At 67.7% G+C, this 24,745-nt stretch carries 25 protein-coding genes; 17 read left to right on the forward strand and 8 right to left on the reverse strand.

Translation table 11 applies throughout. The features are described from left to right. Nucleotides 1–122: 122 nt before the first annotated feature. Genes ACO07Z_RS01350 through ACO07Z_RS01375 form a run of 6 tightly spaced genes read right to left on the reverse strand, consistent with a single transcriptional unit; the run spans nucleotide 123 to nucleotide 6,404 of the window. Nucleotides 123–824, reverse strand: a complete 702-nt coding sequence (locus tag ACO07Z_RS01350) for an FCD domain-containing protein (RefSeq protein ID WP_244377703.1) — start codon at nucleotides 822–824, stop codon at nucleotides 123–125. A gap of 42 nt (nucleotides 825–866) precedes the next feature. Continuing rightward, nucleotides 867–1,973 (reverse strand): tartrate dehydrogenase, encoded by a 1,107-nt coding sequence (locus ACO07Z_RS01355; protein ID WP_421697058.1) that lies wholly within the window; start codon nucleotides 1,971–1,973, stop codon nucleotides 867–869. Continuing rightward, nucleotides 1,960–3,057, reverse strand: coding sequence for an isocitrate/isopropylmalate dehydrogenase family protein (locus ACO07Z_RS01360; protein ID WP_421697059.1), 1,098 nt, complete (start codon nucleotides 3,055–3,057; stop codon nucleotides 1,960–1,962). The genes ACO07Z_RS01355 and ACO07Z_RS01360 overlap by 14 nt, the downstream gene beginning before the upstream one ends. A 5-nt stretch (nucleotides 3,058–3,062) precedes the next feature. Next, the gene (locus ACO07Z_RS01365) at nucleotides 3,063–4,430 is read right to left on the reverse strand and encodes an MmgE/PrpD family protein (protein WP_421697060.1); all 1,368 of its coding nucleotides are present in this window, start codon (nucleotides 4,428–4,430) and stop codon (nucleotides 3,063–3,065) included. 11 nt (nucleotides 4,431–4,441) lie between these two features. Next, on the reverse strand, nucleotides 4,442–5,236 hold the full coding sequence (locus ACO07Z_RS01370) for an SDR family oxidoreductase (protein WP_421697061.1): 795 nt from the start codon (nucleotides 5,234–5,236) through the stop codon (nucleotides 4,442–4,444). Continuing rightward, nucleotides 5,220–6,404, reverse strand: a complete 1,185-nt coding sequence (locus ACO07Z_RS01375) for an AbrB family transcriptional regulator (RefSeq protein WP_421697062.1) — start codon at nucleotides 6,402–6,404, stop codon at nucleotides 5,220–5,222. Before ACO07Z_RS01375 ends, ACO07Z_RS01370 begins: the two co-directional genes overlap by 17 nt. 397 nt (nucleotides 6,405–6,801) lie before the next feature. Here ACO07Z_RS01375 and ACO07Z_RS01380 point away from each other — a divergent pair, with 397 nt between their 5' ends. From ACO07Z_RS01380 to ACO07Z_RS01390, 3 genes are all read left to right on the forward strand, one after another. Next, nucleotides 6,802–7,794 (forward strand): tripartite tricarboxylate transporter substrate binding protein, encoded by a 993-nt coding sequence (locus ACO07Z_RS01380; RefSeq protein WP_421697063.1) that lies wholly within the window; start codon nucleotides 6,802–6,804, stop codon nucleotides 7,792–7,794. 74 nt (nucleotides 7,795–7,868) lie between these two features. After that, nucleotides 7,869–8,369 carry a tripartite tricarboxylate transporter TctB family protein gene (locus tag ACO07Z_RS01385; protein WP_421697064.1) on the forward strand — a complete coding sequence of 167 codons (501 nt, stop codon included), beginning with the start codon at nucleotides 7,869–7,871 and terminating at the stop codon, nucleotides 8,367–8,369. 9 nt (nucleotides 8,370–8,378) lie between these two features. Then, the gene (locus tag ACO07Z_RS01390; RefSeq protein WP_421697065.1) at nucleotides 8,379–9,953 is read left to right on the forward strand and encodes a tripartite tricarboxylate transporter permease; all 1,575 of its coding nucleotides are present in this window, start codon (nucleotides 8,379–8,381) and stop codon (nucleotides 9,951–9,953) included. A 184-nt stretch (nucleotides 9,954–10,137) separates the two neighbouring features. On the opposite strand, the gene ACO07Z_RS01395 is transcribed toward ACO07Z_RS01390, so the two are convergent. Both ACO07Z_RS01395 and ACO07Z_RS01400 read right to left on the reverse strand, forming a co-directional pair. Beyond that, complete coding sequence (locus ACO07Z_RS01395) at nucleotides 10,138–11,727, reverse strand: rhodanese-like domain-containing protein (RefSeq protein WP_421697066.1); 1,590 nt, start codon at nucleotides 11,725–11,727, stop codon at nucleotides 10,138–10,140. Next, nucleotides 11,724–12,653, reverse strand: a complete 930-nt coding sequence (locus ACO07Z_RS01400) for an alpha/beta fold hydrolase (protein ID WP_421697067.1) — start codon at nucleotides 12,651–12,653, stop codon at nucleotides 11,724–11,726. Before ACO07Z_RS01400 ends, ACO07Z_RS01395 begins: the two co-directional genes overlap by 4 nt. 393 nt (nucleotides 12,654–13,046) lie before the next feature. On the opposite strand from ACO07Z_RS01400, the gene ACO07Z_RS01405 reads away from it, so the two are divergent. The 14 genes from ACO07Z_RS01405 (at nucleotide 13,047) to ACO07Z_RS01470 (ending at nucleotide 24,734) form a co-directional block, all read left to right on the forward strand. Next, a complete protein-coding gene (locus ACO07Z_RS01405) occupies nucleotides 13,047–13,250 on the forward strand; it encodes a YgaP family membrane protein (protein WP_421697068.1) in 204 nt (67 codons plus the stop codon). Nucleotides 13,251–13,285: 35 nt separating this feature from the next. Continuing rightward, entirely contained in the window at nucleotides 13,286–14,167 is an 882-nt protein-coding gene (locus tag ACO07Z_RS01410; protein WP_421697069.1) for an MBL fold metallo-hydrolase, read from the forward strand. Between the two features lie 20 nt (nucleotides 14,168–14,187). Beyond that, nucleotides 14,188–14,538, forward strand: coding sequence for an ArsR/SmtB family transcription factor (locus ACO07Z_RS01415; RefSeq protein WP_421697070.1), 351 nt, complete (start codon nucleotides 14,188–14,190; stop codon nucleotides 14,536–14,538). Next, nucleotides 14,535–14,963, forward strand: a complete 429-nt coding sequence (locus tag ACO07Z_RS01420) for a YeeE/YedE family protein (RefSeq protein WP_421697071.1) — start codon at nucleotides 14,535–14,537, stop codon at nucleotides 14,961–14,963. Before ACO07Z_RS01415 ends, ACO07Z_RS01420 begins: the two co-directional genes overlap by 4 nt. Before the next feature lie 4 nt (nucleotides 14,964–14,967). Beyond that, complete coding sequence (locus ACO07Z_RS01425) at nucleotides 14,968–15,384, forward strand: DUF6691 family protein (RefSeq protein ID WP_421697072.1); 417 nt, start codon at nucleotides 14,968–14,970, stop codon at nucleotides 15,382–15,384. 77 nt (nucleotides 15,385–15,461) lie between these two features. Then, on the forward strand, nucleotides 15,462–16,160 hold the full coding sequence (locus ACO07Z_RS01430; protein ID WP_421697073.1) for an HAD-IA family hydrolase: 699 nt from the start codon (nucleotides 15,462–15,464) through the stop codon (nucleotides 16,158–16,160). Next, the gene (locus tag ACO07Z_RS01435; protein WP_421697074.1) at nucleotides 16,157–17,110 is read left to right on the forward strand and encodes a sugar-binding transcriptional regulator; all 954 of its coding nucleotides are present in this window, start codon (nucleotides 16,157–16,159) and stop codon (nucleotides 17,108–17,110) included. The genes ACO07Z_RS01430 and ACO07Z_RS01435 overlap by 4 nt, the downstream gene beginning before the upstream one ends. A gap of 259 nt (nucleotides 17,111–17,369) precedes the next feature. Next, nucleotides 17,370–18,692, forward strand: a complete 1,323-nt coding sequence (locus ACO07Z_RS01440) for an ABC transporter substrate-binding protein (RefSeq protein ID WP_421697075.1) — start codon at nucleotides 17,370–17,372, stop codon at nucleotides 18,690–18,692. Between the two features lie 259 nt (nucleotides 18,693–18,951). Further along, nucleotides 18,952–19,824, forward strand: a complete 873-nt coding sequence (locus ACO07Z_RS01445) for a carbohydrate ABC transporter permease (RefSeq protein ID WP_421697076.1) — start codon at nucleotides 18,952–18,954, stop codon at nucleotides 19,822–19,824. A gap of 1 nt (nucleotide 19,825) precedes the next feature. Beyond that, nucleotides 19,826–20,656, forward strand: coding sequence for a carbohydrate ABC transporter permease (locus ACO07Z_RS01450; RefSeq protein ID WP_307020375.1), 831 nt, complete (start codon nucleotides 19,826–19,828; stop codon nucleotides 20,654–20,656). A gap of 10 nt (nucleotides 20,657–20,666) precedes the next feature. Beyond that, complete coding sequence (locus ACO07Z_RS01455; protein WP_421697077.1) at nucleotides 20,667–21,674, forward strand: ABC transporter ATP-binding protein; 1,008 nt, start codon at nucleotides 20,667–20,669, stop codon at nucleotides 21,672–21,674. Nucleotides 21,675–21,769: 95 nt separating this feature from the next. Then, the gene (locus ACO07Z_RS01460; RefSeq protein ID WP_421697078.1) at nucleotides 21,770–23,218 is read left to right on the forward strand and encodes a mannitol dehydrogenase family protein; all 1,449 of its coding nucleotides are present in this window, start codon (nucleotides 21,770–21,772) and stop codon (nucleotides 23,216–23,218) included. Nucleotides 23,219–23,243: 25 nt separating this feature from the next. Beyond that, entirely contained in the window at nucleotides 23,244–24,212 is a 969-nt protein-coding gene (locus ACO07Z_RS01465) for a carbohydrate kinase family protein (protein WP_421697079.1), read from the forward strand. A gap of 72 nt (nucleotides 24,213–24,284) precedes the next feature. Continuing rightward, on the forward strand, nucleotides 24,285–24,734 hold the full coding sequence (locus ACO07Z_RS01470; protein ID WP_421697080.1) for a hypothetical protein: 450 nt from the start codon (nucleotides 24,285–24,287) through the stop codon (nucleotides 24,732–24,734). Nucleotides 24,735–24,745 lie beyond the last annotated feature (11 nt).

A 24,745-nucleotide genomic window follows, 5' to 3' on the forward strand; every position in this document is an offset into this window, starting at 1 on the left:
AGAGGTGGCCCGCGTAGCGGGTCGGTGAGGGGACGTAACGCGGGAAGGTCGGCGAGACCCCTCACCCCACCCTCTCCCCGACGGGGAGAGGGTGCGCGTCTGTCGGGGGGAGGTCAGCGTCGTCAGTCGTGCCGCGCCGGGCCGTCGACGGCAGCGATGAGCCGGCGCTTGGCCAGCGCCACATGTCGCCAATGCGTCATCTGCGCCCGGTCGCCATCGCCGGAGGCGAGCGCTTCCAGCATCGCCCGGTGCTCGCGATTGGAAACGGCGAGGCCGCCGCCCTGCACCAGCGCGCGGGCGCGGAACAGGTGCAGCTTGTTGACGAAGCGGTGATACTCCGCCTGCAGCGTGCGGTTGCCGCAGGAGCCGACGATGAGATTGTGGAAGCCGAGATTGAGCGGGTAATAGTCGTCAAAGCTGCCGCGCTCGGCGACCGCGTCCATCTCGTCCACCATGCGGGTCAGCTCGGCGAGCAGGCCGTCGGTCATCCGCTCGGCCAAAAGCCGCCCGGCCTGGCCGAACAGCGCAGCCCGCACATCGTAGATTTCCACCGCGTCCTCGACGGAGAGGCGCCGGACGAAGACGCCGCGATTGCGGACGACTTCGACCAGCCCCTTGGCCTCCAGGCTGCGGGTGGCCTCGCGGATCGGGCCGCGGCTGGTGCCGAAACGGTTCGAGAGGTGGATCTCGTTGATCCGCACCCCCGGCTCCAGCTCGCCCGTCAGAATGAGGCGCTCGAGTTCCTTCTCGAGCGCGCTCGTGAGCGAGACGCTCTTCACAACTGACAGATCGCTGAGGGGCGCGGAATCGCTGATAATGCTCATCGGTCAATTGTAAACAATTCGGCGGTGGAACGCTTCCAGATTTTACGCCACGCTCCGGGTTGTATCGGCTTCTGCGACACTTTGACGTTGAAGGGTCGCGATCACCGCCGCCGTCACCTCGGCCGTGCCCGCCGTTCCGCCGAGATCGGGCGTGAGCGTGGTGCCTTCCGCCGTGACCTGTTCGATGGCCGCCATCAGCCGCGCGGCAGCGGCAGTCTCGCCGAGATGTTCCAGCATCATCACCGCGCTCCAGAAGGAGCCGATCGGGTTGGCGATGCCCTTGCCGATCAGGTCGAAGCCGGAGCCGTGGATCGGCTCGAACATGGAGGGGGTGGAACGGTCCGGCGCCAGATTGGCGGTGGCGCCGATGCCGAGGCTGCCGCTCAGCGCCGAGGCGAGGTCGGAGAGCACATCGGCATGCAGATTGGTGGCGAGCACCGTGTCCACCGTGCCCGGCCGCAGCACGAGGCGCATGGTCATGGCGTCGACCAGCATCCAGTCGACATCGAGTTCGGGAAAGTCCTTGATGACGCCTTTGCACACCTCGTCCCACAGCACCATGCCGTGGCGCTGGGCATTGGACTTGGTGACGATGGTGAGCTTCTTGCGCGGGCGCGACATGGCGAGTTCGCAGGCGAAGCGGCAGACGCGCTCGATGCCGGTGCGGGTGAACACGGACACATCGATCCCGACCTCGATCGGCAGGCCGCGATGCGCCCGCCCGCCGGCGCCGGCATATTCGCCCTCGCTGTTCTCGCGCACGATGACCCAGTCGATATCCTTGCCGAGTTCCGGCCGCAGCGGGCCGGTGATGTTCGGCAGAAGGCGCGAGGGGCGGACATTGGCGTACTGGTCGAGCCCCTGGCAGATGGCGAGGCGTAGTTCCCACAAGGTGATGTGGTCCGGAATCTTCGGGTCGCCGACGGCGCCGAAATAGATGGCGTCGAAGCCGCGCAGCGTGTCGACGCCATCGTCCGGCATCATCTTGCCGGTGCGGCGGTAGCGGTCCGAGCCCCAGTCGAAGCTTTCGAAATCGAGGCCGAAGCCGCCATCGCTGGCGGCGAGGGCGTCCAGCACCTCGCGACCGGCATTGATGACGTCGGAGCCGATGCCGTCTCCGGGAATGAGCGCGATTTTATGCCGGCGCATGGGTGTGGGTCTCCAGATGGGAAAGAATGGCGCGGGTCATGTCGGCCTGGGTGCCGGTGCCGCGAATGTCGGGGGTGCGGGTGGCGGGATCGGCGAGCGCGGCCTCAATGCCGGCCTTCATCAGTTCCGATGCGCGCGCGGCGGCGGGGATGCCCCGGCGGCGGCCGAGCCATTCGATGAGCATCCGGGTGGATTCGATCATCGCATAGGGGTTGGCGAGCCCCTTGCCGGCGATATCGGGCGCCGAGCCGTGGGTGGCCTGCGCCATGGCGATCTCGCCGCGCCCGATGCACAGGCCTGGCGCCATGCCGAGCCCGCCGACGAGGCCGGCCGCTTCGTCGGTGAGGATGTCGCCGAACATGTTGGTGGTGACGACGACATCGAAGCGCTGCGGCTCGCGCACCAGCTTCATGGCGAAGGTGTCGACGATGACTTCCTCGATGGCGACATCGGGGAATTCCTTGCCGGCCTCGTAGCACTCTTCCACGAACATGCCGCAGCCGAGTTTGAACACCGTGTTCTTGTGCACGACGGTGAGCCGCTTCTTGCGGGCGCGGGCGATCTCGAAGGCGGCGCGGGCGACCTTGCGGCTGCCCTCGCGGGTGATGACGCGCACCGAGATGGTGGTGTCGTGCGTCGGGCGGAACTCGCCGGAGCCGGCGACCACGTTGCGGTCCGGCTGGAAGCCCTCATTGTTCTCGCGCACGATGACGAGGTCGATGTCGTCATAGAGGCAGCCGAGCCCGGGGTAGGAGCGGGTGGGCCGCACATTGGCGAACAGGTCGAAGCTCTTGCGCAGGATCGGGTGCGGGTTGATCGCCTCTGGAACCTTCGGATAGGCCTGATGGCCGATGGGCCCGAGGATGAACCCGTCGAGCGTGCCGAGGGTCTCCAGCGTGCCCGGCGGCATGGTGTGGCCCAGCTCGTCCAGCGCCTTGCGGCCGAGCGGCATGGGGCGCCAGTCGATGGCGAGGCCGCTCGCCCGCGCCGCCGCATCGGCGATGGCATGGGCGGCGGGGACGATCTCATGGCCGATATCGTCGCCATTGAGAACGCCGATGCGCAGAGGTGCGTGCGTGGTCACGGCGCTCACTCCGCCGCGTCGCGCAGGCTGGCCGGCACCGAGGCGCGGGCGATCTCGCCGGCGTCGGTCAGTTCCGGCAGGCGCCAGCACAGCGCCATCAGCCGCTCGGTCACCTCGTCGCCGACCACAAGGGCCGACTGGTGGGCGAATTTGCGCGCGAGATGCTCGTTGCTCAGCGGCTTGTCATGGCTGCCAATGGCGCGGTCGATGGTCTTCTCGATCGTGCGGCCGTCATTGAACTCCACCTCGATCACCACCGAGGCTTCGTGGATGGAGGTGTCGGACGTGGCGTCGACCTTGTCGCGCAGGGCGATGATCTCGGGCGCGTTGGCGGCCTCGTCGGTGAAGGCGGTGGGCGAACCGTCGCCGCGCAGCAGGGCGCAGGCGGCGGCGTGGAAGACGCTGAACTTGGTCTCCAGCCCGGTCTTCGGCGTGCGCTTGCCGGTGAGTTCCAGCACCAGCGGATGGGTGCGCAGGCGCACGGCGGCGATGTTGTTCACCGCATCGCCCAGCTCCTCGCGCAGCTGCTGGCAGCCGTCGATGGTGGGGTGGATGACGATGCCGCAGGCGAACGGCTTGTAGGAGTTGAGCCCGGCTTCCCAAGTCTCGCCCAGCCCGCCGAGGATCTCATTATAATCCTGCTTGGTGGAGAGCACATTGGCGAAGCCGCGCGGCGCCTCGATCGCCTGCAGCGAGCTGTCGAAGCCGGCCTTGGCGAGGAAGGCGGCGAGCGCGCCGTTGCGGGCGGCCGCGCCGGGATGAAGGCTCTTGCACATGGTGCCGAACATTTCGCGCAGGCCCGAGGCCTGCGTTGCGGCGATGCCGAGCGCCCAGGTCATCTGGGTGGCGTCGAGCTTCAGCATGTGGCCGACGGCGGCGGCAGCGCCGAACACGCCTGTGGTGCCGGTGATGTGCCAGCCGCGATCATAATGGGCGGGATAGACGCTGTTGCCGATGCGGCATTCCACTTCCACGCCGACAATCAGCGCATTGAGGAAGTCGGCGCCGCTCATCGGATGATATTCCGCCGCCGCCAGCAGGGCGGAGGCGACCGGGCCGGCGGGGTGGATGATGGTCTTCAGATGGGTGTCGTCATAGTCCAGCACGTGCGAGGAAATGCCGTTGATCAGCGCCGCGTTCGGCACATCCAGCCGCTCGCCGCGCCCGATGACGGTCGCCTGCGGCTTGCCGGCGAAGGGCGAGATACCGGCGAGAGCGCGGTCCACCGTCTCGTGGCGGGCGCCGCCGACGGCGCAGCCCATCCAGTTGAAGAAGGTGCGCACGCCCTCGGACTGAACCGAGGCGGGAATGTCAGCAAGTTTGCAGCCGACGATCCAGGCGGCGAGCTGGCGGGTGACGTCTTTGTGGGACATTCTGTTCTCCTTTAAACGAGGCCGCGCGCGATGCCGCCGTCGACATTGATGGATTGGCCGGTGATGTAGCTGGCGAGCGGGCTGGCGAGCCACGCGACCATGACCGCGATCTCTTCCGGCTCAGCGAAGCGTTTCAGCGGGATTTCGTGCGAGAATTCCGCGTAGATCTCGTCCACCGGCACGCCGCGCTCGGCGGCCATTTTGGTGGCGCGGTTGATCCACAATGCGGTCTTGGTGCGGCCGGGGCCGACCGCGTTGATGCGGATGCCCTTCTCGCCGAGTTCGAGCGCCAGCGTCTTGACGAGGCCGAGCAGCCCGGCCTTGTGGACATTGGTCATGATCTGGTGGGCATAGGGCATCTTCGCCGCCGCCGCGCCGAGCGTGACCACGGCCGGGGCGTCGCCCGCCGCCAGCAGGGGCAATGCGGCGCGCACGGAGCGCACGGTAGAAAGCACGTTGAATTCGTAGCTCGCCAGCCAGTCTTCATCGCTCAGCGTGTCGAAATCCGCCCGCACGCTGCCACCCACCGCGCCGATGAGGATGTCGAGCGCCCCCCAGCGGCGGCGGGCCTCGCCCATCAACGTCTCGGCGGCGGCACCGTCCTTCACAACGTCGGCGACGCACACGTCCGGCGCGCGGCCGGTGGCGGTCTCCAACCGGGCGCGGGCGGCGTCGAGATTTTCGCGGCTGCGCGAGGCGATCAGCACCTGCGCGCCCTCGCGCAGCAGGATGGCGGCGGTGGCCTCGCCAATGCCGTAGCTGCCGCCGACGATGACGGCGCGGCGGCCGTCAAACCCCAGATTCATAATGGCTCCTCAGCACGAAGCGGTAGACGCGGAACACGATCAGGATGGTCGACGAGATCACCGCGATGCGGACGATGTGGAAGGCCGTCACCAGTTCGGCATCGGCGTGCATGGCCTTGGCGGTGAGGACCATTTCGGTGATCGCCGCCGGGGCGAGGGCGAGGAAGCTGGTGGTGAGCGGCAGGCCGGTTGCGAGCGAGAGCGCCTCCGCCCCGACGGCAGCGGCGAGGATGAGCAGCACGCCGATCAGCAGGCCGGAAGCGGCGACGCGCGGCAGGCGCACGAACAGGTCGCGCCGGAACCGCATGCTCAGCCACACCCCGATCATGATCTGCGCGGCGATGATGAGGATGCCGGGTACCGCGACATTCATGAGCCCCGACGCGCCCAGCGCCGCGCTCGGCAGCAGCGACCCGAGCAGCCAGGGATTGGGGATCACTGTCGGGCGCAGCGCCTGCGCGCCGAGATAGGCGATGATGAGGCCGAGCCCGAGCAGCAGCAGGTCCTGCGAGGCGGTGGGATCGACGGTAGTGACGTTGCCGGCCTCGCCGAAGGCGAACACCATGAACGGCACGATGCTGACCACCGTCGTCACCCGCAGCGCGTGGACGATGGAGACGGCATTGGTGTCGCCCCCCCGCGCCGCCGCCACTACCGCCATGTCGGCCATGCCCCCGGCAGCGGTGGCGAAGAAGGCGGTGGTGGCGTCAATGCGCGCCAGTGGGCGCATGATGAGCGCGCCGATGAAGGTGGCGAGGATGATGTAGAGCGTCGCCACCAGCATCGCCGGCAGCAGCTCCAGCGACACCAGCAGCAAATGCGGGGTGAAGCGCATGCCGATGGCGAGGCCGACAATGACCTGCCCGATCTCGCGCAGATGCCAGCCGGCCTGCAAAGGCACGCCGGAGACGTTCAGCAGGCCGCAGACGAAGAGCGGGCCGAGCATCCAGGGCAGGGGGATGTGGATGAGCGAGGCGGCATAGCCCGCCGCGGCGGCGACGGCATAGGTGCCGATCAGCCGCAGCCAGGCGACGTGCCACGGGGTGCGCGGGCTCGGCGCAGGTGCTTTGCAATCGGCCGCCATCAGCTGCGCCCGGCGGGCCGCGCGCAGCTGGTCGGCATGATTCGGGCAAGGTGGGAGACCGGATTCCGGCTCGGGCGCGGGCATTCGGACATGGCGGCCTCCCAGTTTGGCGCGGCGGTTATTGACGCCTGTCTCGCAGCGGCGGGTGCCGTCGGCAGGGCATGGGGCGATAGAGACACCGAGAATGAAAACTGTCAACAGATGCCGGCCGTGCTCTCCCGTCGCGTGCGGGCGCCGATTGCAGCGCTTGCGCTGCGTTCCCTAGGGTTTTCAACGGTGCAGGGGCGTCATGCTACCGGGCGACACTGGGGCGTGCCGCCATGCCTCGTCCCTTGCGTCCCGACGGGGGAGGGAAAGTTCGCCGCAAATCTGTTGACAGTTGACGGGAGGCGGGACAGTCTTTCCCCGCCTAATCCACACGGGTCGGCCCGCTCATGGCTCGCCGGCCGAACGCATCCAGATGGAACGGCGGGAGGAAAACATGACCCATTTCACACGCAGAGACCTGTTTAAGATTTCGGCCGGCGGCGTCGCCGTCGCCTCCGGCATGGTCGCCATGCCGTCCATCCTGCGCGCCGCGGCCTATCCCAGCCGTCCGATCAACGTGATCGTGCCCTTCGCCACCGGCGGCTATAATGACCGCCTGTCCCGTGCCTTCATGCCCTATCTGGAGCAGGAGCTCGGCCAGCCGCTCGTCATCGTCAACAAGCCCGGCGCCGGCACCCAGCTTGGCAATTCCTATGCGCTGAACCAGCCCGCCGACGGCTATTCGATCCTGTGCACCTCGGCCGCGCCCTATATTCCGCTGACCGTGCTGCTGCAGAACGCGCCGTACAAGGTGGAAGACTTCACCATGATCAACCTGCCGTCGCGTGACTACACGCTGGCGGCGACCTCTTCCGGCGGGCCGGTGAAGACTTTCGCCGAGGTGATCGAGAAGCTGAAGAAGGACCCGTCCAGCCTCAGCATCGGCGTTCAGCCGGCCTCGGCGGACTATGCCAACATGGTGCTGGCCTTCCAGGCGGCGGGTATCGACCCCTCCAAGCTGCGCATCGTCACCTATGATGGCGGCGGCCCCGCCCGCAACGCCACCGCCGGCGCGCAGGTCGATGTCGGCTTCGTCGGCGGCGAGGGCTTCCTGCCGCTGAAGTCGAAGATCCGTCCGCTCGCCATCTTCGCCGCCGAGAAGGTGGAGTGGTTCCCCGACGCGCCGCTGATCGGTGCGACGCTCAAGACCGACTTTGTCGAAGGCTCGCAGCGCGGCTGGGCGGTCTCGACCAAGCTGACGAAGGAGCAGCCGGAGATCTTCAAGATCCTCGTCGCGGCAACGGAGAAGGCGAGCAAGAACCCGAAGGCGATCGAGACGCTGAAGCTGCAGGAGCTGGCCACCACGTGGTACGGGCCGGAAGCCTCCAACAAGGCCTATCTCGACAACGCCGCCAAGATGGCGAAATACGTCGACCTGCTGAAGTAGGCCGCCGCACCGCATGGGGCGGGCCGCTCCGGCGCCCGCCTCTTCTCTCCTTCCTCTGACGTCTGGAGATGAAGATGCGCATCGGTCGGCACAGCTATGCCATCGACTATGGCCATCTCGCGCTCATCACGTTCATCGCGGCCGTGGTCTTCTGGTATCTTCTGGATGCCCGCAGCGTTTCGCTGAGCATTAACAACCTTCTGCTGGTGCAGCCTGTCGCGCTCTTCGCCCTGGCAATGTACCTGTTCATCCTGCCGCAGTGCTTCCGCAAGCTCGATGCGTCCGAGGCTGCCACCCCCGATTCCGACAAGGATTTCCTCGACGAGAGCCTTCCCATGGAGCGCTCGGATGTGCTCCGCATCGCAGCGCTCAGCGTCTCGCTTGGCCTGATGGTCTTCCTGCTGGAGCCACTCGGCTTCGATCTCGCCATGTTCCTCTTCGCCGTCGCGGCGATGGTAATCTGCGGCGAGCGGCGACCGGTGAGGGTTGTGCTCTATTCGGCCGCCGTGACGCTGGTGGCGATCTACGGCTTCCGGGCCATGATCCCCTATCCCATGCCCACCCTGCTTCTGTGAGGCGCGACGATGATTGACATTTCCGCCTTTCAGGAGGCGCTGGGCATCATGTTTTCGTCGGTTGGGTCGTGGGGGTGGATCGTCCCCGGCCTGATCATCGGTCTGGTCTTCGCGGCCATTCCCGGCATCTCGATCACCATGGCGATGGCGATCGTGCTGCCCATGTCGCTCTACATGGATTTCTTCTCGGCGATCGTCTTCCTCACCTCCGTCTATACAGGCGCGGGGTTCGGCGGTTCGGTGCCGGCGATCCTGATGAACATACCGGGCACGCCATCCTCCTTCGCGACGACCTTCGACGGCTATGCCATGTCGCAGAAGGGCGAGCACAACGAGGCACTCGGTTACGCCCTGTTCGCTTCCACGCTGTGCGGCATCTTCGGCTATGTGCTGCTGCTGCTGGTGCTGGAACCGCTCGCGGACATCGTGCTGCGCATCGGCCCGCTGGAGATGTTCGCGGTGGCGATCTGGGGCATGCTGCTGCTGGGTTCGCTGGGGTCCACCTATATCAGCCGGGGCCTGCTCGCCGCCGCGCTCGGCATCCTGCTCGGCACGGTGGGCATGAACACCGCCGGCTTCACCCGGGGCACGCTGGGCATACCCCAACTGCTGGACGGCATCGCGCCGATCCCGGCGATGATCGGCCTGCTCGCGGCGAGCCAACTGCTCGGGCTCGCCGGGCGCGACTACATCATCGAGGCCGACGGCGCGCGCGATGTCAGCCTGCGCAAGATCCTCAAGGGCTGCTGGGGCACGCTGAAATATCCCGGCGTGCTGTTTCGAGGCTCGGTCATCGGCATCGTCATCGGTGCCGTGCCCGGCGTCGGCTCGTCCATCGGCAATCTGATCTCCTACGCCGAGACCAAGCGCACCGCCAAGGACAGCGCGACGTTCGGCAAGGGCAACCCCAAGGGTGTCATCGCAGCGGAATCGGCGGTGGCGAGCGGCGAGGGTGGCTCCATGGCCACCATGCTGGCGCTCGGCATTCCCGGTGGCGGCGCGACCGCGATCCTGATCGCGGCGTTCATGATGCACAATATCGTGCCTGGGCCGAGCTTCATCGAGACGCAGAAGCCGATGGCCTACGCCATCATTCTGAACAACATGGTTCAGGCCGTGGTGCTGCTTGTGGTCGGTATCGGCTTCATCTACGCCGCCACCAACGTCATGAAGGTGCGCACCCGCTATGTGCTGCCGGCGATCCTCGTCATCGCCACGCTCGGCACCTATGCGGTGACGGGCGAGGTGTCGGGGCCGATCACACTGTTCGTCTTCGCGATGCTCGGCTTCGCTCTCAACCGCTACCAGTACCCGGTGCCGGCCGTGGTGGTCGGCATCCTGCTGGGACGGATGCTGGAGACGGAGTTCCTGCGCTCCTACCAGCTCTCGGCCGGCCACCCGCTCTATATTCTCGAGCGGCCCGGCGCGATGGCGATCTTCGGCATCATGCTCGTCTCGCTCGCCATGACCGCTTGGGGCAAGCGCAAGCAGAACCGGGCGGAATTAGCGGAGGCTCTGGCCATGGAAAAGCTGCGCGACGAAGCGGCCGCGAACGGAGCCCACACGACGCCGAGCAAGGGCTAGGGGTTTCCACTCTTCCACGACGGCCGAAAGGGCGGGTGCGAACCCGCCCTTTCTCGTTGCGCCCGGCAGGCAGGGCTTTCCGACGTTGCGTGCCATCCGGGCCGCCATGGAAAAGCCCCACCATCGAGGATGGCGGGGCTGGGAAGACCGGGCGAACGGCGGCGAAGGTACTGGCCGCGAAGGCTCAGGGCGCGGCGCCGATGGGCACCCAGCCGAAGGCGGCGCGCTCGGCCTCGTCGAGTTGGTTCACGAGGCCCATCTCCCAGGCGAGATATTGCCGGGACGCTTCCCGATTGCCGTCATGGCGGTCATGCACGAACCAGACACGATCGCGGGCCTCTTCCCGGCCCATGCGCCGGCGCGCGCGGTCCACCGGCCAGCCCGCCTGCGCGCAGGCTTCCGCATCGGCCGGCAGCCAGGCGGCGGCGATGCCCGCCTCGCGCAGATCGACGGCCGCTGCCGCGACGGCGGCCGCATCGCCGAGCAGGATCGCCCGTCGCACGCCCTTGGGGAGGGCGCCGGGAATGTCGCCGCGTAGCAGCCAGCGCGCCGCGTCGAGCCGCCACGTCTCCCATTCGGTGGAGGCACGCAGATCGAGCACCGGAACGCCGCTCTGGGCGAGGTTCCATGCCGCGCGTGCCTCGACCACCGGCGGCGGCGCGGGAGGCGTCAGCGCCGGGGCCGGAAGACGGGGAGCGGACGCGTCCGGCGCCTCGTCGAGCGCCAGCACCAGCACCTCGAAGCCCAGGGCGCGCAGGAAGAGCCCGGCGAGCGCGGCGCGCAGCCCGGTATCGTCCATCAGGATGAGCCGCGCATGGCGCACGCCGATATACTGGTCGGTGGCCTGAATGAGCTGGCCGGCAAGCACCGGCACCGCCCCGGGCGCCGGCCGCGCGTCCCGCTCCTCGGCGCTGCGCAGGTCGAACAGGAAGGGTGTGCGCCCGGGCTCGGCCAGAAGCCGTTCCGCCTCCGCCACGGTGATGCGCGGAAGCTGCGCGGCGCGGGCGAGGTGGCGGGCGCGGTCACGGCTCGCCTGCGCCTGCGCTTCGTCAAGCGCCGGGAGCGGGTCGGCGCGCGCGCCCCGGTCGAGCGGCAGGCCGGCGAGTGCCCAGCCCTGCGTGCCGTTCTCCAGCGCGTAAACCGGATTGGAAACGCCGATGGCGCGCAGCGTCAGCGCCCCGACAATGCCGCGCGTGCGGCCGGCGCAGGTGATGACGATCGGCGTTGCCGCGTCCGCCACCGCCGCACCGAGGCGGTGGGCGAGCTCGCCATTCGGCAGGCAGCGCGCGCCCTCGATCCGCATCTTGGCGTATTCCGCCGGCGGGCGGGCGTCGAAAAAGGCGTGCGGGCGCCCCTCGCCGCGCCAGCCGGCGAGCGTGGCGGCATCGATCATCGCCGGGCGGTGGTCGTGCTCCAGCAATTCGCCCAGCGTCTTGCTCGGCACATTGACACCGGCAAAGACGCCGAACCCCGCCGCCGCCCAGGCGGGCAGCCCGCCCGCGACATAGGAGAGGTCGGTATAGCCGCAGGCGGTGAGCCGCCGCGCGGCTGTCTCGGCGGTGCCGTCGCCATCGTCGACCAGCAGGATCGGACAGTCGGCGCGCGGCACCAGCGCCACCGCCGCCGCTTCCAGCCGGCTGAACGGGCAGGGCACGGCGAAGAGCGGATGCCCTTCGCCGAACGCCGCGGCCTCTCGAATATCGAGAAAGGCGATTTCCCCGCCTTCATGCAGGCGCGCTTTTGCCGCCGCCGGCGTCACGGGGGCGCCGCTCATGTCACGGGCTCACCGCGGAAGAAGCGGTAGAAGGCGGCATAGATGAGGTCCGGCCGATGTTCGGCGGGGTAGTGGCCGGTGGGAACGGGAAGACCGACGAGATCGTCCGCCCATTCCGACCACGCCTCCACTGGCTTGAAGTGCCGGCCGCAATGGCTGTTGGTGCCCCAGATGACCATTGTCGGGCAGGCGATCTTGCGCTTGCCGTAGTCCGCCGTGTCCATGTCGAGATCGACGGTGATGGTGGCGCGGTAATCCTCGCACACCGCGTGGATCTGCTCTTTGGTGGCGCAGCGTATATATTCCGCCATCGCCTCGGGAGTGAAGATTTCCAGCCCCACGCCCTTCTTGTTGAGCTTGTAGCGCATGTAATAGTCGAGATCGGCGCCGAGCAAATTCTCCGGGAAGGGCGCCTTCTGCGCCATGAAGAACCAGTGATAGCTCTCGCGCGCCCAGCCGAGCGTGATGTTGTTCAGCACATGGTGGGTCGGCACGATGTCGAGCGCGGCATAGCGGGTGATGCGCTCCGGCCGGTCGAGGGCCATACGGAAGCCGACACGGGCGCCGCGATCGTGGCCGGCGACGGCGAAGCGCTCATGGCCGAGCGCGTCCATCACCTCGAACGCGTCCTCGCCGATGGCGCGGAAGGAATAGCCGGAATGGTCTTCGCCGCCATCGGGCTTGGAACTGTCACCATAGCCACGCATGTCGATAGCGACGACGGTGAAATCGCGCGCCAGCGACGGCGCCACCTTGTGCCAGCTGACCAAGGTGAGCGGGTTGCCATGGATGAGCAGCAGCGGCGGCCCCTCGCCGGCGGTGGCGACATTGATCTCGGCGCCGCGCGTCTTGATGCGCTGGAAGGTGAACCCCTCCATCAGCCGCGTGGTGGAAACGAGTTCGGGAACGGCTTCGGCAACATCCATTGGGGCACTTCCTCGCAGCGATCGGACTTCACTGTCCGCATTGTGCCAACTGTCAACAATTTGGCGTGCAAAGGCAAGGGTGTCGCGTCGGTTTCCCTGCATTCTCTCCGAACTGCAGGCAAATCTGGGATTGTCGACCACGCGCTCGGCTGACCTGCGCCCTTGGGCACGCCAGAGGCGGCGAGGGAGCAGCCCCATCAACCGCCCTCGTCGCCTTGCTGAAGACGCTGACCAGCGAGCGGCTGGAGCCTCTGTCGCCCCGCTGGAGGGGCGCGGAAGCGACAGGTGGGAAGCTTACGTATTTTTACTTGCGATATAACGATTGCAATGTAATGCAATCGTTATAGATAGGGAGTGGCAGGAACGGACCTGCCCGCTCTCCGGAAACCCGCCATGACCCGCAACATCGGACCCATCGACAAGGCTGTTCGCATCGTGCTCGGCCTCGTCCTGCTTTCGTTGATTTTTGTGCTGCAGGGCGAACTGCGCTGGGTCGGCCTCATCGGCGTCGTGCCGCTGCTGACCGCGCTGGTGGGCAACTGCCCGCTCTATTCCGTGCTCGGCCTTTCCACCTGCTCGCGTGCCGGGCGCACGTAAGGTCGGCTGGCGCCGCCGACGCGAAAGATCCTGCCATGAATCAAAAACCTGAAGTCACCGGCTTTTTCGATCCGCGCACCTGGTCGATCCAGTATGTCGTCGCCGATCCGGCGACGAAGGCATGCGCCATTATCGACCCCGTGCACGATTTCGATGAGAAGTCCGGCCAGACCGCCACCTTCAACGCCGACCGCCTGCTCGCCTTCATTTACGCGCGCGGCTACGCGGTGGAGTGGATTCTCGACACGCATCCGCATGCCGACCATTTCTCCGCCGCGCGTTATCTCAAGGGGAAGACCGGCGCGCCGACGGCGATCGGCGAACGGGTGAAGGAGGTCCAGACACTCTGGAAGGGCTTCTACAACTGGCCGGACTTCCCCGCCGACGGCTCGCAATGGGATCGGCTGTTCGCGGAGGGCGACACGTTCAAGGTCGGCGACATCGGCGCCCGGGTGATGTTTTCACCCGGCCATACGCTGGCCTCCATCACCTATGTCATCGGCGATGCCGCCTTCGTCCACGACACGCTGTTCATGCCCGATAGCGGCACGGCGCGGGCGGATTTTCCCGGCGGCAGCGCGAGGGTGCTGTGGAACTCCATCCAGGCCCTTCTGGCGCTGCCGGACGAGACCCGCCTGTTCACCGGGCATGACTACCAGCCGGGCGGACGGCCACCGATGTGGGAATCGACCGTCGCCGAGCAGAAGGCGGGCAACATCCACGTGTCCGATGGCACCACGAAGGACGCCTTTGTCGCCCGGCGCGAGGCGAGGGACCGAACGCTGGCCATGCCGAAGCTGATCCTGCCCTCCTTGCAGATCAACACCAATGGGGGCCAACTGCCGCTGCCGGAATCGAACGGGGTGCGCTATCTCAAGATTCCGCTCGATGTGCTTACGGGCGCGGTGTGGGACTGACGCCCTGCGGGAACGACACGATGCTCGACATGCCGTCCACCGAGATCACGGACATGAAGGCCCGGGTGGGGGAGGCTTCGGCCTTTCTGAAAACCCTGTCCAACCCTGACCGGCTGATGGTCGCCTGCGCGCTGGTACAGGGCGAGCGCTCGGTGCGCGAATTGGAGGATCTGCTCGGCATCCGCCAGCCCGGCCTGTCGCAGCAGATCGCCGGGTTACGGGAAGCGGGGCTGATCGTCGGCCGCAAGGAGGGCAAGCAGGTATTCTATCGCCTCGCTGACCCGCGGGTGGAGACCTTCATCGCCACCATGCATGCCCTGTTCTGCGCCGCTCCCGCAACGCCCTCGCCCCAACCCGCGAGCGCGCCATGACCGCGTTCACGCCTTTTGCCTCCTTCATCGGCGGCACCCTCATCGGCCTCAGCGCCGTGCTGTTGCTGCTGGCGGAAGGCCGGATAGCCGGCATCAGCGGCATCGCCAGCCGGCTGTTTCCGCCCTATGGCGACGGGCTGGTCGCCGGGCGCCTCGCCTTCATCGCCGGCCTCGTCGCCGCGCCCTTGCTCTATGCCGCCGTGACCGGCGAAGGCGTGGTGCAGTCCGTGTCGTCCAATCTGGTGCTGATGGCGGTGGCCGGCCTGCTGGTTGGCTTCGGCTCGGTGTGGGGTTCGGGCTGCACCTCCGGCCATGGCGTGTGCGGGTTGGCGCGGCTGTCGCGGCGCTCCCTCATGGCCACCGGCGTGTTCATGGCGGCGGGCGTCGCCACCGTCTTTGTCACGCGCCACGTCATCGGAGGCTGAGGCGATGTCGATCCTCGTCAATCTCGCCCTCGGCCTGCTGTTCGGCGTCGGGCTCATCGTGTCCGGCATGAGCAACCCCGCCAAGGTGCTGAACTTCCTCGACCTCGCCGGCACGTTCGATCCCTCGCTCGCCTTCGTCATGGGCGGGGCGGTGCTGGTCGCCTTTGTCGGTTTCCGGCTGGTGCTCGTGCGCGAGAGGCCGTTGCTGGCGCCGCGCTTCCAACTCCCCACCCGCACCGATATCGACGCAAGGCTGATCGTCGGCCCGGCGCTGTTCGGCATCGGCTGGGGGCTGGGCGGTTTCTGCCCGGGCCCAGCCTTCACCGCGCTCGGCCTCGCAGCACCGGGAACTTTGGCCTTCGTGCCCGCGATGCTGGCCGGCATGTGGGCGGCGCGTCTTCTTGCCGAGCGCTGGGCCTGAGGGCTCACGCATGCTTAGGGGGCCGTCGGCCCGTGCCGCCGCTGGACGGCGGACGGGCGGAAGGCTAGACCGCTCGCATGCGGCCCGCGCTCCTCATCTTCGATTGCGACGGCGTGCTGATCGACAGCGAGGTGCTCGCTGCCCGCGCGCTGATCGACGCGCTTGCCTGTCACGGCATCGCCGTCGACTTGGGCTTCGTCGCGCGTCATTTCATCGGCCGTGCCCACACTGTCATTCGCGCCGAGGTGAAGACGCGCTTCGGCATGGAACTCGCCGCCTCCTTCGAGGATGACTACCGCCAGCGCCTGCTGGCCTCCTTCGACGCCGGGCTGGTGCCGATGCCGGGCGCAATCGAGACGCTGGCGGCGCTCGACGTGCCGTTCTGCCTCGCCACCTCGTCAAGCCCGCCGCGCCTTGCCGCCTCGCTGCGGCTCGTCGGCCTCGACGGCGTGTTCGCCGGCCGAGCCTTCACCGCCTCCGAGGTCGCGCGCGGCAAGCCGGCGCCGGACCTTTTCCTGCACGCCGCCGCGCGCATGGGAACCGACCCCGCCGCCTGCGTGGTGGTGGAGGACAGCGCGGCCGGTGTGGCCGCCGGGCTTGCGGCCGGCATGGAGGTTTGGCATTTCGTCGGCGGCGGGCATTTCGCTGTGATGGACATGCCGCTGCCCGACGGGGTAACTCCGCACCGACGTTTCGACAGCTTCGCGTCCCTCCGGGTGGCGAGGGCCGACCTTTTCCATGCGCCGGCCGGCGCGGCAGACGCGAACCGAGCATGACGAGCGACCTCGATGCCCCGATCGACGACCAGGCCGCCCGCGCCGCCTGGCTGTATTATGTCGGCGGCCTGACCCAGGACCAGATCGCGGCCGAGATGGGGCTGTCGCGCCAGCGCGCGCAACGCCTTGTCAGCCGGGCGGTCGCGGCGGGCCTGATCCATGTTCGGCTCAACCATCATCTTGCCCGCTGCGTGCAGCTGGAAGCGGCGCTGCGCGAACGTTTCGGCCTCGTGCGCTGCCGGGTGATGCCCGGGCTTGGCCCATCGCGCGATCCTGTCCGCTCGATCGCCCCGGCGGCGGCGGAGGAGATGGAGCGCGTGCTGGCGGAAGCGGGGTCGCGCGTCATCGCTTTGGGCACGGGCAGGGCGCTGCGCGGCATGGTGGACGCGCTGAGCCCGGTAGCGGCGCCGCAGCACCGGCTCGTCTCGCTGCTCGGCAATATCGCGCTGGACGGCTCGGCCTCCTATTTCGAGGTCATCATGCGGCTCGCCGAGAAGGTGCGGGCGCCGCACTACCCGATGCCGGTGCCGGTGCTGGTCGACACGGTGGAGGAAAACCGCACGCTGCAGGCGCTCGGCGCGGTGCGCAAGGTGCGGGAACTGGCGCAGGCGGCGGACGTGACCTTTGTCGGCGTCGGCCAGATGAGCGAGGACGCGCCGCTGATGACCGACGGCTTCCTCACCGCCGACGAACTGCACGAGATCCAGAACGCCGGTGCCGCCGGCGAGGTCGCCGGGTGGATCTATGATCGCCAGGGGCGCTATCTCGACCTCGCGCTCAATGCCCGTCTCACCGGCGTGCGGGTGGAGATCGCGACGCCGTCGCGGCCGGTGATCGGCATCGCCGCCGGCGCCGCCAAGACCGTCGCCCTGCGGGCGGCGCTGACCTCCGGCATCATCAACGGCCTCGTGACCGACGAGCCGACCGCCGCCGGGATTCTCGCCGGCTGAGCCCCGCCGCCGCGCCCTCCCTCTCACCTACGCATACGATCCAGTTGACGCATCGGCAGTGTGCCGAAGCGGCGGCGGTGTGCGCGCTAAGTAGCGTAAATAGCTGATATAATACCAGAATTTTCCACGCCTTCGACCGAAGGAGGGCCGGATGTTCGCGGTTGCAGCATCGAAATCGCTTGACGCTCGCCGGGACGCGCGTGAGTATTTGCCCATACGGCGATTATTTGCTCATAGAACGCCGAACGGGAGGACAGCCATGACCGTGATATTCCGCCCCCTCGCGGGCGCCTCGCTTTTGCTGGCCCTGATGGGTTCAGCCTCGGCGCAGACCACCATCACCGTCGCCACCGTGAACAATGGCGACATGATCCGCATGCAGCGCCTCACCCCCGAATTCAACGCGCTTCACCCGGACATCAAGGTCAATTGGGTGACGCTGGAAGAGAACGTGCTGCGCCAGCGCGTGACCACCGACATCGCCTCCAAGGGCGGCCAGTACGACGTGCTGACCATCGGCAATTACGAAGTGCCGATCTGGGCCAAGCAGGGCTGGCTGATGCCGCTGGAGAACCTTGGCGCCGATTACGACCAGGCCGACCTGCTGCCTCCGGTGGCGCAGGGCCTCACGGTCGACGGCAAGCTGCATGCCGTGCCGTTCTACGCCGAAAGCTCCATGCTGATGTACCGCACCGACCTTCTGGCGAAGGCGGGGCTGAAAATGCCGGAGAATCCCGACTGGGATTTCATTGCCGAGGCGGCCCAGAAGATGACCGACAAGGGTGCCGGCATCTATGGCATCTGCCTGCGCGGCAAGGCCGGCTGGGGCGAGAACATGGCGTTCCTCACCTCGATGAACAATTCCATGGGCGGCGCCTGGTTCGACATGGAGTGGAAGCCGCAGTTCAACGGCCCCGAGTGGAAGAAGACGCTCGACACCTATCTCAGCCTGATGAAGCAGTACGGCCCTCCCGGCGCCTCGTCCAACGGCTTCAACGAGAACCTCGCCCTGTTCCAGACCGGCAAGTGCGGCATGTGGATCGACGCCACGGTCGCGGCCTCCTTCATCTCCGACCCGAAGGAATCGCAGGTCGCCGACAAGGTGGGCTTCGCGCCCTCGCCGGTGCGCAAGGGCGGCTCCAACCACGGCAACTGGCTGTGGTCGTGGAACCTCGCCATTCCGGCGACCTCCGCCAAGGCCGAGGCCGCCAAGACCTTCGTCGCCTGGGCGACCTCGCCGGCCTATATGAAGCTGGTGGCGGAGAAGGACGGTATCGCCAATGTGCCGCCGGGCACGCGCACCTCGCTCTACAAGAACCCGGAATACCTCAAGGTCGCGCCCTTCGCGCAGATGACGCTGACCGCCATCGAGGCCGCCAACACCCAGAAGCCGTCCGACAAGCCGGTGCCCTATACGGGCGGTCAGTTCGTGGCCATTCCGGAGTTCCAGGCGATCGGCACGGCGGTGGGGCAGCAATTCTCGGCCGCGCTCGCTGGCACCGCCACCGCCGATCAGGCGCTCGCCGCCGCGCAGGCGCTCACCGCCCGTGAGATGACCCGCGCCGGCTATCCCAAGAAGTAGCCGCTTCCCGGGAGGCCGAGCTGCCGGCTTCCCTCCAGGCCCGCCCGGCGCCCGCCCGCGCCGGGCTGTTTCCCGGCACGGCGCGGGTGTCTCCCGCTCCGGCGCCGTGCCGGGACCTCCCCCCGCCAGGGAGTTTTGCCCGGGCGCAAGCCTGAAGGGCACGGTATCGGCGCGGCAGGCGCCGCCCCTCATCATTCGTTCCGCTTTCGAGCCCCCGGCGCGCGGCGCCGATGGCCGGCTCCGTCAAGGGAGGCCCCAGATGGCGACGCAAGCCTCGCGCATGGCCGGCCGGCTGATGCTCACCCCGGCGGTGCTGCTGCTGTTCCTGTGGATGATCGTGCCGCTGGGCATGACCATCTATTTCTCCTTCCTGCGCTTCAACCTCTTGATGCCGGGGACGGAAGAGTTCACCGGCTTCGAGAACTACCATTACTTCTTCACCGACCCGGCCTTCTGGCCGGCGCTGGTGAACACGCTCACCCTCGTCCTCGGCGTGCTGGTCATCACCGTGGTCGGCGGCATCGCGCTGGCGGTGCTGCTCGACCAGCCCATGTGGGGGCAGGGGATCGTGCGCATCCTCGTCATCGCCCCGTTCTTCGTCATGCCGAGCGTCTCCGCGCTGGTATGGAAGAACATGCTGATGAACCCGGTGAACGGGCTGTTCGCCGCGCTGGCGCGCGCGCTCGGCCTCCAGCCCATCGACTTCTTCGCCACCGCCCCGCTCGCCTCCATCACAGCCATCGTCGCCTGGCAATGGCTGCCCTTCGCGACGCTGATCCTGTTCACCGCGCTGCAGAGCCTCGACCGCGAGCAGATGGAAGCGGCCGAGATGGACGGCGCCGGTCCGGTCTGGCGCTTCGTGCACCTGACCCTGCCGCATCTGATGCGGGCGATGACGGTGGTGGTGCTGATCCAGACCATCTTCCTCCTGTCGGTGTTCGCCGAAATCCTCGTCACCACCAATGGTGGGCCGGGCACGGCGTCCACGACGCTGACTTTCCTCGTCTACATGCAGTCCATGCTGCAATTCGATGTCGGCCTCGGCTCGGCCGGCGGCATCGTCGCGGTTCTTCTCGCCAACATCGTCGCGATCTTCCTGATGCGGATGATCGGCAAGAATCTGGAGGCGTGAGATGGCACGCGAGGTCTCGAAAGGCCGCAAGGCCGCCGTCACACTCCTCGCCTGGGGCGTGGCGCTGCTGATCTTCTTCCCGATCCTGTGGACCTTCCTCACTTCGTTCAAGACCGAGGGCGAGGCGATCAATTCGCACCCGTCCTTCCTGTTCTTCGACTGGACGCTGGAGAACTACGAGACGGTGAACCAGCGCTCGGATTACCTCGCGCATTTCTGGAACTCGGTGGTGATCTCGCTCGGCTCGACCGTGCTCGGCCTCATCATCGCGGTGCCGGCGGCGTGGTCGATGGCCTTCGTGCCGGGCAAGCGCACCAAGGACCTCTTGATGTGGATGCTGTCCACCAAGATGCTGCCGGCGGTGGGTGTGCTGGTGCCGCTTTATCTGCTCGCCCGTGACACCGGGCTGCTGGACACCAAGACCGGCCTCGTCATCGTGCTCACCCTGGTGAATCTGCCGATCATCGTCTGGATGCTCTACACCTATTTCAAGGAAATCCCCGGCGAGATCCTCGAAGCGGCGCGGATGGACGGGGCCACCCTGTCCTCGGAAATCCTCTATGTGCTGACGCCCATGGCGGTGCCGGGCATCGCCTCGACGCTGCTGCTCAACGTCATTCTCGCCTGGAACGAGAGCTTCTGGACGCTGAACCTGACGGCGGCCAATGCCGCGCCGCTCACCGCCTTCATCGCCAGCTATTCGAGCCCCGAGGGGCTGTTCTACGCCAAGCTGTCCGCGGCCAGCACCATGGCCATCGCGCCCATCATGATCCTGGGCTGGTTCAGCCAGAAGCAGCTCGTGCGCGGGCTGACCTTCGGCGCCGTGAAATAGGGAGAGACTTATGGGCGAGATCGTTCTTTCCGAGGTCCGCAAGTCCTTTGGCGGCGTCTCCATCATCCAGGGCATCGACCTTGTCATCCCCAATGGCGAGTTCGTGGTGTTTGTCGGCCCCTCCGGCTGCGGCAAGTCCACTTTGCTGCGCCTGATCGCCGGGCTGGAGGACACCACCTCCGGCACCATTTCCATCGATGGCAAGGACGCGACCAAGCTGCCGCCGGCGCGGCGCGGCCTCGCCATGGTGTTCCAGAGCTACGCGCTCTACCCGCATATGAGCGTGCGCAAGAACATCGCCTTCCCGCTGCGCATGGCCGGGGTTTCCGCCGAGGAGCAGGAACGCAAGGTGCAGGCGGCGGCGAAGGTGCTGAACCTCACCCCCTATCTCGACCGCAAGCCGAGCCAGCTTTCCGGCGGCCAGCGCCAGCGTGTCGCCATCGGCCGCGCCATCGTGCGCGAGCCGGCGGCGTTCCTGTTCGACGAGCCATTGTCCAATCTCGACGCGGCGCTGCGCGTCTCCATGCGGCAGGAAATCTCCGAGCTGCACCACACACTCAAGACTACGATGATCTACGTCACCCACGACCAGGTGGAGGCCATGACCATGGCCGACCGCATCGTGGTGCTGAATGCCGGCCGCATCGAACAGGTCGGCAGCCCGCTGGAGCTTTACCGATCCCCCGCCAACCTGTTCGTCGCCGGCTTCATCGGCAGCCCGAAGATGAACCTGATCGAGGGAACTGAGGCGCAGAAGCATGGCGCCCACACGCTCGGCATCCGCCCCGAGCATATCGACCTCGCCGAAGACGGGCCGTGGAAGGGCACGGTGGGGCTGTGCGAGCATCTCGGCTCCGACACCTTCCTCAAAGTCGAGGTTGAGGGCGTCGGCCAGATCAATGTCCGCGTCGGCGGCGACGTGCCGCTGCGCCACGGCGCGCGGGTGAGCCTCGCCCCGCAGGCGGACAAGCTCCACCGCTTCGACACGGCGGGCAAGGCGCTCGTCCCCGCGCTCTGAGCCCCTGCCGCCTTCGTCCCGAGATCACGGCCGTTCGCCGGCCGCGCCTTCAACGTCGCCTGCTTCAGCGGTGCGACAACCGGAAGACCTGAGAGATGACGACCCCCGCCCATCCGTCCGCCCTCACGCTCCCCGCCTATGACCGCACCCGCCTGACGCCGGGAATCGTTCATATCGGACTCGGCAATTTTCACCGCGCCCATCAGGCGGTCTATCTCGACGATCTGTTCGCCCTCGGCGAGGGGCATGACTGGGCGATCATCGGCGCCGGCGTGCGCCCGGCCGATGCGGCGATGCGCGAGGCGCTGAAGGCGCAGGACTGCCTGTCCACTGTGATCGAACTCGATCCCACCGGCCGCCGGGCCCGGCGCATTGGCGCGATGATCGATTTTCTGCCCGTCGAGCGCGGCAATGGTGCGCTCATCGCCGCCATGGCGAAGCCGGAAATCCGCATTGTCAGCCTCACCGTGACCGAGGGCGGCTATTTCATGGATTCGGCCGGCCGGCTCGACACCGGCGCGCCGGATATTCAGGCGGACGCCGCCAGCCCCGACGCGCCGGAGACCGCCTTCGGCGCCATCCTCGCTGCCTTGAAGCGGCGCCGCGCCGCCGGCGTGCCGCCCTTCACCGTGATGTCCTGCGACAACCTTCCCGGCAATGGCCAGGTGACGCGGCAGGTGGTGGTGGGGCTGGCGCGCCTGTCCGACCCGGACTTCGCCGATTGGGTGGAGGCGCATGTCGCCTTCCCCAATGGCATGGTCGACCGCATCACGCCCGCCACCGGAGCGCGCGAGCGTGCCATGGCGGCGGCCTTCGGGCTCGACGATCCTGTGCCTGTCACCTGCGAGCCGTTCCGGCAATGGGTGCTTGAGGATCATTTCCCCGCTGGCCGTCCGGCGCTGGAGGAGGTGGGCGTGGTTTTCACCGAGCATGTCCACGCCTATGAAGCGATGAAGATTCGTATCCTCAATGGCGGCCACGCCATCATCGCCTATCCCGGCGGGCTGATGGATGTCGATCTCGTGCATGAGGCGATGGAGCAGCCGCTCATTTCCGCCTTCCTCGACAAGGTGGAACGCGAGGAGATCATCCCCATCGTTCCCCCGGTGCCGGACACCGATCTCCACGACTATTACGCCGTCATCCGCGAGCGCTTCGCCAACCCGGAAGTGGCGGACACGGTGCGCCGGCTCTGCCTCGACGGCTCCAACCGCCAGCCGAAATTCATCGTCCCCTCGATTCGCGACAACCGCGCCGCCGGGCGGCTGCCGCTGGGACTGATCCTCGAATCCGCCCTGTGGTGCCGCTACTGCGCCGGGACGAGCGACAGCGGCACGGTAATCGCGCCGAACGATCCCAACTGGGCGGAACTCTCGGCCCGCGCGCAACTGGCCAAGGACGACCCGGCCGTCTGGCTCGCCATGAGCGAGGTCTATGGCGACCTCGGCAGCGATCCGGAGGTCGTCGTGGCTTTCGCACAGGCGCTGCGCGCGCTATGGGCGAAGGGCGCCCGCGCGGTCCTCACCGACTATCTCGCGGGCTAAGGTCAAACGTTCCCAGAGGTTGCCCATGTCCGCGCCCATTCCGCCCGCCGCGCCGGTTCTTCTCTGCGCCGGCGAGGCGCTGATCGACATGGTGCCGCGCCAGACGCCGGAAGGGCAGGCCTTCCTGCCGCTGCCAGGCGGGGCGGTGTTCAACACCGCCATCGCGGCCGCCCGGCTCGGTGTGAAGACGCAGTTCTGGTACGGCCTGTCGAGCGACATGTTCGGGCAGCAGTTGCGCGCCGCGCTCGATGCCGCCGGTGCCGATGCCAGCCTCTGCCCGCCGATCGACCGGCCCTCGACGCTTGCCTTCGTGACGCTGGTGGAAGGGCAGGCGCGTTATCTCTTTCTCGATGAGAACACCGCCGGGCGCCTGCTCACCCCGGCCGACCTTCCCGATCTGCCGGACGAGGTCGGCCTGCTGTTCTTTGGCGGCATCAGCCTGGTCAATGAGCCCGTCGGCTCCGCCATGGAGGCGCTGGCGGCGCGCACGGCGGGCGACGGGAGGCGGCGGCTGATCATGCTCGACCCCAATATCCGCCCCGGCTTCATCCGCGACGAGGTGGCCTATCGCGCCCGCCTGTTCCGGCTGATCGCCCTCAGCCATGTGGTGAAACTTTCCGACGAAGACCTGTTCTGGCTCACTGGACCCGGCGACATCGCCACCCAGGCTGAGCGCATCCGCGCCATGGGACCGCGCCTCGTGCTCATCACGCTGGGGGCGAAAGGCGCGCGCGGCTTTGCCGAGGGGATCGATATCGCGGTGCCGGGGAAAGCGGTGACGGTGGCCGACACGGTGGGGGCCGGCGACACCTTCAACGCCGCCTTCCTCTGCGCGCTCGTCGAACGCGGGCGGGCGGCGCCGCAGGCGCTGGCTAACCTCTCCACCGAGGTGCTGGAGGAGGCGCTGGGCTTTGCGGTGAAGGCGGCCGCGCTTTCGGTGACGCGCGTCGGCGCCAACCCGCCCTGGCGCCACGAGGTGGCCGGGGAGCGCTGAGCGGACGGAACTCTCCGGAACCCCCAGCCGCGGGCCGCGTTGGCCCGGACAGGCAAATGGGAGGAGAGTTGCATGACCCTCAGCCAGACCCCTATCGGGCAAGCGCATTTCGCCGTCATCGACCCTGCCACGCCCGGCACGCCGGGTGTTCCGCCGATGCCGGATGTCCAGCCGGTTCCGGACGTGAACCCGACCCCCGATCCGGCGCCGATCCACGATCCCGTGCAGCCGCCGGTGCACGACCCCGACGTGCCGGGAATCCGTGATCCCATTCCCCCCGATGTGAGCGACCCGTGGCCGGCGCCGCCCCCGCCTCGTCGGGCGGGCGCTTCCGGCATCGTCATCGCCGTGGCACCGCCGCGCGAGCCGCCGTCGGATCGGCCCGAACCAGGCATTGATGAGCCGACGCTGCCGCCCGACCAGGATCCCGACATCACACCGGCGGTGGAGGAGCCGCTCGACGAGCCCAGTGCACCGCCGATGGACCTGCCGCCACGCGACCCGGTGCCGGCGCCGATGTGACGCCGACAGCC

The organism is Ancylobacter sp. (genome assembly GCF_965229075.1).
Lineage (GTDB): Bacteria > Pseudomonadota > Alphaproteobacteria > Rhizobiales > Xanthobacteraceae > Ancylobacter.